Source organism: Parageobacillus sp. NEAU-HV-2 (genome assembly GCF_059115485.1).
In genome coordinates, this window is record NZ_JBXUJJ010000008.1 from 111,595 (window position 1) to 125,501 (window position 13,907).

Here is a 13,907-nt window from a genome sequence, read left to right on the forward strand (position 1 = left end):
GGCAGGCCGATATCGCCAATGAAACGGTTTGAATCCTTTTTATGGAAGCTTGTCATTATTCAGTTTATTTTTTTAATCATGGCACAATGGCTTATTTTATACACTCCTCTTCCCCCTTATTTAGGAAAAATTTATGAATATGAAGGAGTCAGCAAGCAAGAAAAAACAAAAACGATCGAAACTACCGTCGACCGCTGACGGTCTATATGATAAAATGACATCGAAGCATGCAGGGATTTCCTGCTTTTTTCTTTGATAAAAATATTAAGTGAGCAGGAGGAGTTATGAGAAAAAGAATTAATATTGCCATTGATGGACCGGCGGCAGCAGGGAAAAGCACGGTGGCGAAAATGATCGCCAAGCGGCTCTCTTATATTTATATTGACACGGGTGCGATGTACCGGGCGCTCACATATCGAGCGCTGCAGCAAGGAATCGATCTTGGCGACGAACAAGCGTTAATTTCGTTATTAAAAGATACATATATTGAATTAAGGCCGTCACACGAAGGACAGCTTGTGCTGGTCAATGGAGAGGACGTTACAAACGTGATTCGCAGCAAAGAAGTAACCAATGCGGTTTCATTAGTCGCCAAACATCGGCTAGTTCGGGAAGAAATGGTAGCGCGTCAACGTGCGCTAGCCCAAAATGGCGGCGTCGTCATGGATGGACGTGATATTGGCACACACGTCCTTCCGAATGCGGAAGTAAAAGTGTTTTTAAAAGCCTCCGTAGAAGAGAGAGCAAGACGCCGACATAAAGAGAATATTGCGCGGGGGTTTCCATCCGATTTAGAAACATTGAAAAAAGAAATCGCGCGCCGCGACCAACTCGATTCCGAACGTGAAGTAGCACCGCTTAAGAAGGCGGAAGATGCGATCGAAATCGATACTACATCATTATCCATCGAAGAAGTTGTTGGACGCATTATGGAAATCGTAAACGAAAGGATTGGGTGACGTTGGATTTTTATTCGTTTGCCAAGGGAGTTGTCAAAAGCATTTTAACGCCTCTGTATCGCATTAAAGTAATAGGGGTAGAGCAGTTCCCGCAAGAAGGGGGAGTACTTCTTTGCGCAAACCACATTAGCAATCTCGACCCGCCGATCCTTGGCATTACCGCGCCAAGACCAATTCATTTTATGGCAAAAGAAGAATTGTTTCGCGTACCAATTTTAAAAAACTTGGTTAACCATTTGCACGCGTTTCCAGTTAAACGCGGAATGAGCGACCGCCAAGCGTTGCGGACCGGATTGGAAGTGTTAAAACAAGGGCATGTGTTAGGCATTTTTCCTGAGGGAACGAGAAGCAAAGATGGAAAGTTAAAGAAAGGGTTGCCTGGTGTCGGTTTTTTTGCGCTCCGGACAAGCGCCGTCGTTGTTCCTTGCGCGATTATTGGCCCGTATCGAGCATTTGTGCCGCTGAAGGTGATTTACGGGCCGCCGATTGATATGGAACCGCTGCGCGAACGAAAAGCATCTCCGGAAGAAGCGACCGATTATATTATGCAGCATATTCAGGCACTGCTAGATCAATATCGTTAAGCATTCGATTACATGTATATTGAGAAAATATGGTATACTAAATAGAAAAGCGTTCCTATTGTCCGTTATCCAACGTTAGTTCGGTGGTGCGGCGTTGATAAAGAAGGCACGCTTTTTATAGGATGGTCAGTTGATGGAGGAGGGTTAACGATGACAGAGGATATGAATTTGCAGGTAAACGTTTATAAAGTGGGTGATATCGTTCGCGGGAAAGTGGTAAAACTGGAAGATAAGCAAGTGCTTGTCGATATTGAAGACAGCAAACAAAGCGGGATCATCCCGATTAGCGAATTATCCAATTTGCATATTGAAAAAACAAGCGACGCTGTTTCCGTCGGGGATGAAGTGACAGCGAAAGTGAAAAAAGTAGAGGAAGGCCAAGAAGGGGAAGAGGATTTGCTGATTTTATCGAAAAAAGCGGTCGATGCAGACCGTGCCTGGGAAGAGTTGGAGAGAAAATTTGCCAGCGGAGAAACGTTTGAGGCGGTAGTGAAGGATATTGTCAAAGGCGGGCTTGTCGCAGATATAGGAGTGCGCGGCTTTATCCCTGCTTCCCTTGTTGAACCGCATTATGTCGAGGATTTTTCTGACTATAAAGGGAAGACGCTTGCCGTGAAAGTAGTGGAGCTGGATCGCGAAAAAAACCGCGTCATTTTATCTCATCGTGCGGTTGTGGAAGAAGAACAGCAACGCCAACGGAAGGAAGCGCTGCAGCGTTTGCAACCGGGGCAGGTGCTTGAGGGCGTCGTACGCCGCATCACCGATTTCGGTGTGTTTGTCGATGTCGGCGGCTTTGACGGTCTTGTACATATTTCGCAGCTTTCCCATACCCGTGTCGCCCATCCGTCTGAGGTTGTAAAAGAGGGAGAAACCGTCAAAGTAAAAGTGCTTGCGGTTGATGAAGAAAATGGCCGCGCTTCTCTTTCGATCAAAGAAGCAATGCCGGGTCCTTGGGAAGGAATTGCGGAAAAAATCGCTCCTGGCGATATTGTCACTGGCAAGGTAAAACGGCTTGTACCGTTTGGCGCGTTTATTGAAATTTTCCCAGGCGTGGAAGGTCTTGTTCATATTTCACAAATTTCTAATAAGCGTATCGGCACGCCGCATGAAGTGCTAAAAGAAGGGGAAGAAGTCAAAGCGAAAGTGCTCGATGTAAACGAAGCGGAGCGCCGCATTTCGTTAAGTATGCGCGAGCTGATTGAAGAAGAAACAGCATCCGAAGAAGACTATAGCCAATATACAAAGCTGTCCAATGAAGGAAGAGGTTTTCAAATTGGCGAAGTCCTCGGGGAACAGCTGAAAAAATTAAAATAATGAGGATGAGGCAATGGATAGAGCAAAGCGAAAGATAGAACATATTCAGCATGCGCTCTCTACTGCCGATCAAGATGCAAGCGGCTTTGCTGACATTACGTTTGTTCATCAAAGTTTACCTGATGTACGCATAAACGATATTCACTTGCATACTGTTTTAGGCGAACTTTCGTTAAGTTCGCCTTTCTTTATCAATGCCATGACCGGCGGCGGAGGAAAAAAGACGCTAGAAATTAACAAAGGATTAGCAGAGGCGGCAAAGTATGGCCAAATTGCGATGGCGGTTGGTTCGCAGACGGCGGCGTTGAAAGATGATGCAGAGCGGGAAACGTTTACGGTCGTACGCAAAGTGAACCAAAACGGCATAATTTTCGCAAACGTTGGCAGTGAAGTGAGCGTGGATGATGCGAAGCGCGCCGTCGATATGATTGAGGCGGACGGTCTGCAAATTCATTTAAATGCGGTGCAGGAGCTTGTGATGCCGGAAGGGGATCGCGATTTTACCGGGGCGCTGTTTCGTATTGAACAAATTGTCCAAACCGTTCAAGTACCTGTTATCGTAAAAGAAGTAGGATTTGGCATGAGCAAGGAAACCGCTTCGCGTTTAAAAGAAGTGGGTGTGAAAATCGTCGACGTTGGCGGCTTTGGCGGCACCAATTTTGCCCGTATTGAAAATAAACGACGTTCCAACATAATAACGTATTTTAATGATTGGGGAATTCCAACGGCAGCATCGATCGTCGAGGTAGTGCAAACCGCTCCTTCATTAGCGGTGATCGGCAGCGGTGGCGTTCGTACCGCGTTGGATGCTGCGAAAGCGATCGCGCTGGGGGCATCGGCGGTAGGAATGGCGGGGCCGTTGTTGCGAACGCTTGTCGAACAAGGGGTGGAAGGGTTAGTTGCCTATATTGAGGAGATTCATCACGATTTAACATTGATTATGGGAGCGCTGGGGGCAAAGACGATCGCCGAGCTGCAGCGTGTGCCGCTTGTCATTCGCGGTGATACGCATCATTGGTTAACAGAAAGAGGCTTTGATACGAAAGTATATAGTTGTCGATAAATTCACCCCTTCATCTCGATGACGAAAATCACGGGATGAAGGGGTTTTTCATTCATATGTTTCTGAGAACTCTCCCCCTCTAAGCATTGGGCATTCATAACCGGAAAAGCTCATTATTGTCACTGTTTCCCATCACCTTTGAATTCGGTTTTTCTCAGAAATGAGAAACCCTCCACTTTTTATACGCTTATATAAACTTTATTGCCAGAAAAATGATTATCTCATTTGAAAATGGAAAAAATAAAGGTTGAGAACGCCTATCGTTAGAAAGAAGGGAATTGCATGTTTTTTTTCAAAGAAAGTAAGAAAAAAAAACAAGTAGTAAAGAACCAGCAAGAGCAAAACCAAAATCAGATTCAAAGTCAAAATCAGCAACAACGGGACTTTCTTTCTAACGACTTGGATCAAAATCTACAAGAACTGCAAAATATCTATAAAAATTGTATGGATGTCGTTTTTCGCCCATTTAAAATTGGCGGAAAAACAAAAGCTGTTCTTATTTATATCGACGGTTTGTCTAACATCGAAGAAATCGATGCGGGCGTACTCACTTCTTTGATGAAAGAAAATAATACCGATCAGCTAATTTATGTTAATCATATACTAGAACAAAAATTGACCGTTTCCAAGGTAAAGAAGGTACAAACGATTACAGATTGCATTGAACAGATCTCTGGTGGAAACCCGGTTTTGCTTATCGATCAACAAAGCGAAGCATTCGCTTTAGGTTTGTCAAATTGGGAAAAACGTTCCATCGAAGAACCGACGGGGGAAGCCGTGATAAGGGGGCCGCGGGAGGGCTTCACCGAATCATTGGGGACTAACCTTGCTTTGTTGCGCAGAAAAATAAGAAGCCCGAAGCTAAAAACAAAATCAATGAAAATTGGCGAGTACACCCAAACCGAAATAGTCATCACTTATATTGAAGGAATTGCCGAGCAAGACTTAATCCAAGAAGTAGAGGCACGGCTTAACCGCATCAAGTTAGACGGCATTTTGGAAACGAGCTATATTGAAGAGTTAATTGAGGACAATCCTTATTCCCCGTTTCCTCAAGTCTTGAATACAGAACGGCCTGATGTGGTGGCGGCAAACCTGCTTGAAGGGCGAGTAGCGATTCTTCAAGACGGTACTCCTTTCGTTTTGATTGTACCGGTTTCTTTTTATTCTTTTCTGCAATCAAGTGAAGATTACTACGAACGATCCTTAATCAGCACGGTAACCCGCTGGCTGCGTTACATATTTGTCTTGATATCTCTTTTGCTGCCGTCGTTGTATGTGGCGCTCCTTACCTTTCATCAGGAAATGCTTCCTACTACACTTTTGGTAACCATCGCTGCTTCTCGGGAGAAGGTTCCTTTTCCGGCACTGGTCGAAGCGTTGCTCATGGAAATTGTATTTGAGGCCCTGCGTGAAGCGGGATTGAGGCTTCCTAAACAAGCGGGTTCTGCGGTTAGTATCGTTGGTGCGCTGGTGATTGGGCAAGCTGCGGTCCAAGCAGGCCTTGTTTCTTCTCCTCTGATCATGGTAGTTGCCTTGACGGGGATTGCCTCTTTTACCATTCCCCGCTATGCGGCTGGAATGGCATTAAGGATGCTGCGCTTTCCGATGATCTTGTTGGCAGGGACGTTAGGGCTTCTCGGGATTATGCTTGGGCTGATTATGATTGTTACTCATATGGCGACGCTTCGTTCTTTCGGCGTTCCTTATTTAGCTCCGATGGCTCCAATACAAGGGGGCGAAATGAAAGACGTGTTGTTGCGCGCACCTTGGTGGAAGTTCAATACACGCCCTCATTTAACGGGAACGGATAATAACATCGAGCGGCAAGGTCCGGATCAGAAACCGAATCCTGATCACGGAGATAACGAGACGAGTAAAGGAAAAGGAGGATCATGATGATGATCGAGAAAGGAAAAATATCTGCCGCACAAATGGCGATGATGATGTATCCTACAATTATCGCCACAGCCATTCTTTTAGTTCCCGCGATCACCGCCCGGCACGCGAATCAGGATATGTGGCTCTCTCCTCTTTGGGCTTCTCTCGTCGGTTTTTTGACGGTCCATATTGCCGTTCGGTTGCATCAGCTCTATCCACAGAAAACCCTTATCGAGTACAGCGAGGATATTCTCGGCAAATTTCTAGGGAGAGCGGTTGGGTTGATCTTTTTATTTTTCTATTTGCATATAACTGGAATTATTATCCGAGAGTATGGCGAATTTATTGTAGGTAACTTTCTTTTGCATACTCCACTAGTCTTTGTGATGGGAAGTATAGTCCTAGTGTGCTCCTTTGCCGTCCGCGGCGGAGTGGAAGTGATAGGCAGGCTTGCGGAATTGTCCGTACCTGTTGTGGTTATCATGATATTGATCATTATTATCCTTTTGATCCCGGATATGGAAGTAGAGAATATGTTTCCGATTATGGAAAAGGGAATAATGCCCTCGCTCAAGGGTGCGCTGGTCCCGCAAGGCTGGTTTAGTGAGTTTCTTCTTATCGCTTTTCTTCTTCCTTATGTAGCCGATCAAAATAAAGGAAAGAAATGGGGCATGATCTCGGTCACTGCGGTCATGTTGACTTTATCTTTCATCAACATTGCCGCCCTTCTCGTCCTAGGAGGAATCACCGACCGTTTTGTTTATCCCGTGGCGAGCGCCGTTCGTTACATTAGCATCGCGGATTTTCTTGAACACCTTGAAGCCATGGTAGCGACTCTTTGGGTAGCAGGGGTTTTTTTGAAGATTGCTGTCTTTTATTATGCTTTAGTGCTAGGAACGGCGCAATGGCTGAATTTGTCAGATTATCGCCCGATCGTTTTTCCCGTGGGATTTTTAATGCTGTTATTTGCCGTCTGGTCGGCGCCGAATTTAATGGAGTTGACCCGTTTTCTAGGAGGTTCTTCCTTGTTTTACCGGTTGTCGATTCAAACGGTACTTCCTCTCCTTCTCCTATTCATCGCAAAATGGCGCAAAAGAACTAATAATCAAAAATTAACAGGATAGCAACGAAACAAGGGGAAAAAGGAGATAAACAAAAATGGGCATCTTACAAAAAGCGGCAAAAATTCTTTTCGTTTGTGTTCATCTTATTTTGCTAAGCGGCTGTTGGGACCGGACGGAAGTCAACGATTTAGCGCTAATCGTAGGATTAGGGATTGATCAAACAAAAGATGGAAAAATCATGCTTACAGTGGAACTAATCGTCCCGAGAGCAATCGGTGGAGGAGGTCAGATGATGGGTGGCGGCGGTGATGGTGGCGGTGGCGGGGGTGAAACGATAGTAAAATCGGGAACAGGTGTCACCGTGGCTGATGCGATCTCAAACCTGCAAGAGAAGCTTCCTCGCCGTGTCTTTTGGGGACACACGAAGGTGATCGTGTTCGGGGAGAAAGCAGCAAAAGCAGGAATTCGCCAGCATCTCGACTTTCTGAGCCGCAATCCGCAAACTCGCCTGCGTTCCAATGTATTAGTGAGTAAAGGAACTGCAAAAAGTGTGCTTGAATTGCTCTCCCCGATCGAGCAAAGCTCGTCAGAAGTGATGCGGGAATTGTCAGAATCGCAACTTTTATTGCGAGTAACGGTAAAAGACGCTCTGCAAATGCTAAGCGGCGATGCCGGCGCAGCGGCGCTTCCCATGGTGAAGATCTTGCCGCCGGAAAAAGGGAAAAAAGATCTGCAAACGATCGCGTTTATCCAACGTTCCGCCATTTTTAAGAAGGATAAAATGATCGGGGATATTAATGATAAATTGACTCGGGGCGTACTTTGGCTTAGAAATGAGGTCAAACAGGCGAATGTCACGGTTACGCTGAAAGGGGAAAAGGGAAATATTACGGCCACGTTGATAAGAGCACATACCGAACTCATCCCCAAATATGAGAAAGGCAAGTGGAAGATGATCGTGAAGGCGACCGCGGAAGATGATATCATATTAAACGGAACGAAACTGAACTTAATGAATCCTAAGTATACGAAAATGATCGAAAAAGAATTGGCAAAGGAGACGAATAAGCTCATTAGAGCCGCATTGAAAAAAGTACAAAAAGAGATGAAGGCTGATATTTTTGGCTTTGCAGAGGTTTTCCACCGAGAATATCCAAGAGAATGGAACCGGGTAAAGGATCGTTGGGAGGAAATCTTCCCTGACGTTGAAGTGATCGTGAAGACGAAGGCATACGTCCGCAGACCGGGCATAGGCACCGTTCCGCAAGGATTGCCTGAACAAGAGGTGAAACAATAATGAAGATTGTTTTTATACTGGGCACTCTTGTTTTGGTTGCCCTCATCTTTCTATACGAGTGGCCGCGAATAAACCGGACACAGAAAAAAGAAAAAGTCGTTTTTATTGTACTTTTAAGTCTGGGAACGATTCTTGCGATTGTGTTAATATGGAATCCTAATCTTCCGGGTCCGACGCAGATGGTTGATTACATTTATCAACCTCTTGGGCGAATGATGGAAAAATAAAGGAAGGTTTCCTGTTCTGCCACACGTATTTGGTCTTAGGGAACAACAGTATCATCCGAAACGGGCTCTTTGTCTATGGAGATGACGGATGAAACATAGAAGGTGCAGAGGAAGATTTGTGGTTGGGCTGATCTAGGTTCATCTCTGACTGCGATGAAGGGAACAGAACGCTAAATACTTAAATTCATTTCAACCATTTGGGAAAAAGTTTTTTCAACACTTTAAAAGCTGACTCGATTTGTAATCATGGAGTCAGCTTTTTTGATGCCATCCTTCCGAGTCCGCCTGCGCGTGTTGCAGATCAATGCGTCGCTTCCGCTTTTCTTCTTTGTCTAGCTTCAGGCGCCCTCTGCTTTTCTTAGTGCTGATTTCGTTCTCTCGCTGCTTTTGGGTCTTCGAGTCTTGTCGCGCCTTTGTATTCAAGAGATTGATCACGGTCAGACTCGACGCGTCTGGACTGCTTTAATTTTTTTTCTTGCCGGTCTTTTCCCACTTCGTTTTCGCTCCTTTCTTCTTCTATGTCATTCTTTACTATAACTATTTTTTGTTTTCCTTATGCGCGAATGAATTTTTTTCATGAAAGATGAAATAATGAACATAATAGAGGTGGAAAACATGGAAGGTCTTTATTTTTATTCTTTTTTCTGGGGCTTATGGGTGGTCGCTACTTTTTTTATGAAAAAAACGTCCCGGCGGACAATGCTAGCAGCGGTCGCTTTAATTACGATTATTCTTTCATCCGTATCGTTATATATAGGCAGTTTCCGCATCACGCTTTCTTTTCTCTTTCTTTTTTTCTTATCCTGTTATTTCGTGGCAAAACAAGGCCGCTGGGAGCTTCTATACATGGCGATCGCCGCTTTGACGGTTGCTTTTGCCTACACATCCTTTCAACTGCTTGTTCTCTTTGATCCTGTATGGATATGGATGGATCGTACATGGATGCTGGCAATCATATTACTCATCCTATGTTTTTTATTTTACGAAAATATTCAATCGCGCTTGCTATGTTTAGTCATTGGCAGCTGCCAGGGGGAAATGTTGTATTCTATTATTTCGCACAAAGTTTCATTTTCGTATATTATTGGATCTTATTCTTTTTTAGATATGGTGTCCCTTAGCGCATGCTGTATGTTTATTTGGGCGCTAGTCGATCACATTCCGGTGTATATAGACGGAAAGAAATCAATAAGGGGGACAAGGCAGTCATGAACGAATATACTTTTCCAATTATATACGGAGTCGTCATCGGGGTGCTGACACGGCTCTATTTATTGCGGACGGACTACCGTCAGTATCCGACCTATTTGCATGGAAGAACGATTCATATCGCTCTTGGTGTGATTGCAGCTGGTCTCGGTACGGTTGCTGTACCAGCTATCATGGAGAAAGAATTTACAGCGATCACTTTTTTGGCGCTTGCCGCGTCTCAGTTTCGCGAAGTGCGCAATATGGAGCGCAATACGTTGAACGAACTTGACCAATATGAACTTGTCCCGCGCGGAAAGACGTATATTGAAGGAATTGCTGTTGTTTTTGAAGGGCGGAACTATTTAGTTATTTTTACTTCTTTCTGTTCCACGCTTGCTTATTTAATATGGAATGTTTGGGCAGCAATGGTGGTTAGCATGATTTGTTTGTTCATTGCGCATCGGTTTATGACCGGAAATCGCTTGAAAGATATCGCGGAGGTGGAATATGTAAAGCCGCATTTTGAGGGAGCGGGGTTATACGTTGATAACATTTATATTATGAACATCGGGCTGCAAGCGCGCCGCGAAGAGATTTTACGGTATGGGATGGGATTTATTTTAAAGCCCAAAAATTTTAATGCGCGCACAACCATTGCTAATTTAGGGCAGCGGCAGGCGATTTTGCATGATGTCTCTACTGCGCTCGGTGTGTATCGCGATTCAGGGACGCCAGCGCTTGTTCCGCTAGCGAAACGGGATTTGAATGATGGACGGGTTGGCGTTTTTATTTTGCCGCAAACCAATGACGTTGAAAAGGCAAAAGCGGTTATTGAAAACGTGCCGATATTGGAAAACGCAATCCGCATGCCTAAAAAACGTCGGTTTATCCAAAGGGGAGAATAAAACGGATGACACACGAAAAAATGATTTTAGCGGTGATTACAACTAATCAGCAAAAAGTGGCGGGCGGAGCACCGGTTTTTATTTGTGAAACGAAGGAGGAAATGGAAAAGGTAGCCGCCAACTTAGAAGCGATTCTGGATGGCATTGCCCATGAGCTTACCGAAGAATTGCTTATTATCGTCAAACATTAGATGATTGTTGGGAGATGGTGTTTTTGATAAAATAAAACAGTTGTAGCCATGCCCTTTGGAAAAGGGCGTTTTTTACCGTCGCGATACGTAAAGAAAGGGTGATAGCATGACCAATCCAGTCGTGGCCATTGTTGGCCGTCCGAATGTCGGAAAATCAACGATTTTTAACCGCATTGTCGGTGAACGTATTTCCATCGTCGAGGATGTGCCCGGGGTAACTCGCGACAGAATTTACAGCAGTGCAGAATGGCTGAATCATCAATTTTACTTGATTGATACAGGCGGAATCGATATTGGCGATGAGCCGCTTTTAGTGCAAATTCGCCAACAGGCAGAAATCGCGATCGATGAAGCGGACGTCATTATTTTTATGACAAACGGCCGCGACGGTGTTACGGCTGCGGATGAGGAAGTAGCGAAAATTTTGCATCGTTCGAACAAGCCGGTCGTTCTCGCCGTCAATAAAATTGATAACCCGGAAATGCGCGACTTGATTTATGATTTTTATGCGCTTGGATTTGGCGACCCATACCCAATTTCCGGCTCGCATGGAACAGGGCTTGGCGATTTGTTGGATGCGGTCGTCCGCCATTTCCCGAAACGAGGTCAAGAAGAATATGAGGAAGATGTGATTAAGTTTTGTTTAATCGGGAGACCGAACGTTGGCAAATCGTCCCTTGTTAATGCCATTTTAGGAGAAGAGCGCGTCATTGTCAGCGATATTGCCGGTACGACGCGTGATGCTGTCGATACAACGTTTGTGAGGGACGGACAGGAATATGTTATTATTGACACAGCAGGAATGAGAAAAAGAGGAAAAATTTATGAAAATACCGAAAAATATAGCGTGTTACGCGCGCTGAAAGCGATTGAACGTTCGGATGTCGTTCTTGTCGTCTTAAACGCGGAAGAAGGCATTATCGAACAAGATAAAAAGATTGCCGGATACGCTCATGAAGCAGGACGCGGTGTCATTATTGTCGTCAATAAATGGGACGCCATTGAAAAAGATGACAAAACGTTGATCGAATTTGAGCGGAAAATTCGCAACCACTTTCCATTTTTGGACTATGCGCCAGTCCTTTTCGTTTCGGCAAAAACAAAGCAGCGTCTGCATAAACTGTTGCCGCTTGTCCGCATGGTGAGCGAAAATCATGCGCTGCGCGTGCAAACAAATGTGCTGAACGAAGTGATTATGGATGCCGTGGCGATGAATCCAACCCCAACGTATAACGGGCGGCGCTTAAAAATTTATTACATGACGCAAGTGGCTGTAAAACCGCCAACGTTTGTCGTTTTTGTCAATGACCCGGAACTAATGCATTTCTCCTACGAACGCTTTTTAGAAAACCGCATCCGCGACGCGTTCGGCTTTGAAGGCACGCCGATCAAAATCATCGCCAGACCAAGGAAATAAGAAAAGCGGAAGCGCCGCGTTCAGCCTTCGAAGCCAAATGTTCTTCGCCTGCAGGGGTGCTTGTCACCCCGAGGGCGAAGGTTATTTGGCAGAAGAAGGCTAGGCGCTGGAGCTGGACAATAAGAAAAGCGAAGGCGGCCCAATTTCGCCTAAAAGCGGCCCGCGTCCTGCGGGCAACGGCGAAATGTCGCCATCCTGGCTCCCCCGAAGCGAAATGTTCTCCGCCCGCGGAAGTGCTTGCACTTCAAGGGCGGAGGTTATTTCGCACAAGGGAGCTAGCCGCCGAAGCTAGACAAGAGAGAAAAGCGGAGGGCGCCTGCTCATCGGCGAAACGCGCTGGAGGACCCGCGAGGAGGCTGTTGCCGCCGCAGCGGGGCCGAAGCGACGCGAGCCGATGGCGCCCGGAGCTAGACAATAAGAAAAGCGGAGGGCGCCTGCTCATCGGCGAAACGCGCTGGAGGGCCCGCGAGGAGGCTCAGACCAAACAAAGTTTGGTCTTGCGTGGGTTACTCAGAGAAGTTAACTCAATGTGTCGCCGCCGCAGCGGTGCGGAGGTGCCGCGATAGATGACAGATCTTTGGATAAAAGGAAGTGAGAATAGTGGAGCAAATTGCAGTGCTAGGAGCAGGAAGCTGGGGGACAGCGCTTGCGCTGGTCCTTGCCGATAATGGGCATCAAGTCCGGCTATGGGGACAACGTGCGGAACAAATTGAAGAAATAAATCAAAAGCGAACGAACGAAAAATATTTGCCTGGCATTCAACTGCCGGAAGGAATCGTTGGCTATACGGATCTTAGCCAGGCGTTAGACCGTATTCAAACCGTGGTACTGGCTGTGCCGACAAAGGCGATTCGCGAAGTGCTGCGGAAAGTGCGCGATTGCATCCATGAACCGATTACGATCGTTTCTGTCAGTAAAGGAATCGAACCGGACACACATAAGCGTGTTTCCGAAATTGTCGAAGAAGAAATGGGCGAGCTCTTAAAAGATGTTGTCGTTTTATCCGGTCCGAGCCATGCCGAGGAAGTAAGCCTGCGCCACCCGACGACGGTAACCGTTTCCGCGAAAAATATGGAAGCGGCGGAGCGCATTCAAGATTTGTTTATGAATCACCAATATTTCCGCGTTTATACAAACCCTGATTTAATCGGAGTCGAACTGGGCGGGGCGCTGAAAAATATTATCGCGCTAGCGGCCGGCATTACGGACGGATTAGGATATGGGGATAATGCAAAAGCGGCGCTTATGACAAGAGGTCTGGCAGAAATTGCCCGCTTAGGCTGCGCACTTGGCGCTAATCCGCTGACGTTTGCCGGATTAACAGGTGTCGGTGACTTAATTGTCACCTGTACGAGCGTTCATTCACGAAATTGGCGTGCTGGCCATATGTTAGGAAAAGGAAAAAAGCTGGATGAAGTGCTTGAAAGCATGGGAATGGTCGTAGAAGGGGTCAGAACAACGAAAGCAGCCTATCAGCTGGCCAAAAAGCTTGGGGTAAAAATGCCGATTACGGAAGTGCTTTACGAAGTGCTATTTGACGGAAAAGATCCAAAAGACGCGGTAGATTCATTAATGTCGCGCGGAAAGACGCAAGAACTTGACGATTTAATGAATATTCTTACAGAACCGCAACAGGAAAAGTGAAGAAAATAGGCGTTCGATGATACAAGTTGTTTGCGCTCTGCATACAATATCACGAACAATTATAGACTTGAGCTTCCGGATAAAGGGTATTTACAGTTAAACTGAAGTAAAGAAAGCCCCGCTTTACTTCAGTTTTTTTTTGCATGACGGAGAAAACAGACTTAGGTGCA

15 protein-coding genes are annotated in these 13,907 nt (G+C 45.8%); 14 read left to right on the forward strand and 1 reads right to left on the reverse strand.

Translation table 11 applies throughout. The features are described from left to right. Window positions 1–18: 18 nt before the first annotated feature. The 9 genes from AC1WMD_RS13675 to AC1WMD_RS13715 all read left to right on the forward strand — a co-directional run bounded on the left by AC1WMD_RS13675 (window position 19) and on the right by AC1WMD_RS13715 (window position 8,389). On the forward strand, window positions 19–198 hold the full coding sequence (locus AC1WMD_RS13675; protein WP_043906601.1) for a YpfB family protein: 180 nt from the start codon (window positions 19–21) through the stop codon (window positions 196–198). 86 nt (window positions 199–284) lie between these two features. After that, complete coding sequence (gene cmk / locus AC1WMD_RS13680; protein ID WP_043905285.1) at window positions 285–959, forward strand: (d)CMP kinase; 675 nt, start codon at window positions 285–287, stop codon at window positions 957–959. Beyond that, a complete protein-coding gene (locus AC1WMD_RS13685; RefSeq protein ID WP_043905284.1) occupies window positions 956–1,543 on the forward strand; it encodes a lysophospholipid acyltransferase family protein in 588 nt (195 codons plus the stop codon). The genes cmk and AC1WMD_RS13685 overlap by 4 nt, the downstream gene beginning before the upstream one ends. 150 nt (window positions 1,544–1,693) lie before the next feature. Continuing rightward, window positions 1,694–2,857 (forward strand): 30S ribosomal protein S1, encoded by a 1,164-nt coding sequence (gene rpsA, locus AC1WMD_RS13690; RefSeq protein WP_494257614.1) that lies wholly within the window; start codon window positions 1,694–1,696, stop codon window positions 2,855–2,857. Between the two features lie 13 nt (window positions 2,858–2,870). Then, window positions 2,871–3,920 carry a type 2 isopentenyl-diphosphate Delta-isomerase gene (fni, locus tag AC1WMD_RS13695; protein ID WP_494257615.1) on the forward strand — a complete coding sequence of 350 codons (1,050 nt, stop codon included), beginning with the start codon at window positions 2,871–2,873 and terminating at the stop codon, window positions 3,918–3,920. 282 nt (window positions 3,921–4,202) lie between these two features. Then, window positions 4,203–5,819 carry a spore germination protein gene (locus AC1WMD_RS13700; RefSeq protein ID WP_494257616.1) on the forward strand — a complete coding sequence of 539 codons (1,617 nt, stop codon included), beginning with the start codon at window positions 4,203–4,205 and terminating at the stop codon, window positions 5,817–5,819. Between the two features lie 2 nt (window positions 5,820–5,821). After that, window positions 5,822–6,925, forward strand: a complete 1,104-nt coding sequence (locus AC1WMD_RS13705) for a GerAB/ArcD/ProY family transporter (RefSeq protein ID WP_494257688.1) — start codon at window positions 5,822–5,824, stop codon at window positions 6,923–6,925. Window positions 6,926–6,959: 34 nt separating this feature from the next. Then, window positions 6,960–8,162, forward strand: a complete 1,203-nt coding sequence (locus AC1WMD_RS13710) for a Ger(x)C family spore germination protein (RefSeq protein ID WP_494257617.1) — start codon at window positions 6,960–6,962, stop codon at window positions 8,160–8,162. Beyond that, complete coding sequence (locus AC1WMD_RS13715) at window positions 8,162–8,389, forward strand: hypothetical protein (RefSeq protein ID WP_043905279.1); 228 nt, start codon at window positions 8,162–8,164, stop codon at window positions 8,387–8,389. Before AC1WMD_RS13710 ends, AC1WMD_RS13715 begins: the two co-directional genes overlap by 1 nt. A 358-nt stretch (window positions 8,390–8,747) precedes the next feature. Here AC1WMD_RS13715 and AC1WMD_RS13720 read toward each other — a convergent pair whose 3' ends face one another. Beyond that, the gene (locus AC1WMD_RS13720; RefSeq protein ID WP_494257619.1) at window positions 8,748–8,882 is read right to left on the reverse strand and encodes a YpzI family protein; all 135 of its coding nucleotides are present in this window, start codon (window positions 8,880–8,882) and stop codon (window positions 8,748–8,750) included. A gap of 122 nt (window positions 8,883–9,004) precedes the next feature. On the opposite strand from AC1WMD_RS13720, the gene AC1WMD_RS13725 reads away from it, so the two are divergent. The 5 genes from AC1WMD_RS13725 to AC1WMD_RS13745 all read left to right on the forward strand — a co-directional run bounded on the left by AC1WMD_RS13725 (window position 9,005) and on the right by AC1WMD_RS13745 (window position 13,737). Beyond that, a complete protein-coding gene (locus tag AC1WMD_RS13725) occupies window positions 9,005–9,601 on the forward strand; it encodes a YphA family membrane protein (RefSeq protein ID WP_494257620.1) in 597 nt (198 codons plus the stop codon). Then, window positions 9,598–10,485, forward strand: coding sequence for a YIEGIA family protein (locus AC1WMD_RS13730; RefSeq protein WP_043905277.1), 888 nt, complete (start codon window positions 9,598–9,600; stop codon window positions 10,483–10,485). Before AC1WMD_RS13725 ends, AC1WMD_RS13730 begins: the two co-directional genes overlap by 4 nt. Window positions 10,486–10,490: 5 nt before the next feature. Then, entirely contained in the window at window positions 10,491–10,676 is a 186-nt protein-coding gene (locus AC1WMD_RS13735) for a capping complex subunit for YIEGIA (RefSeq protein WP_043905276.1), read from the forward strand. Between the two features lie 106 nt (window positions 10,677–10,782). After that, window positions 10,783–12,093 carry a ribosome biogenesis GTPase Der gene (der, locus tag AC1WMD_RS13740; RefSeq protein ID WP_494257622.1) on the forward strand — a complete coding sequence of 437 codons (1,311 nt, stop codon included), beginning with the start codon at window positions 10,783–10,785 and terminating at the stop codon, window positions 12,091–12,093. Between the two features lie 600 nt (window positions 12,094–12,693). Further along, on the forward strand, window positions 12,694–13,737 hold the full coding sequence (locus tag AC1WMD_RS13745) for an NAD(P)H-dependent glycerol-3-phosphate dehydrogenase (protein ID WP_043905273.1): 1,044 nt from the start codon (window positions 12,694–12,696) through the stop codon (window positions 13,735–13,737). The last annotated feature ends 170 nt before the right edge of the window (window positions 13,738–13,907 follow it).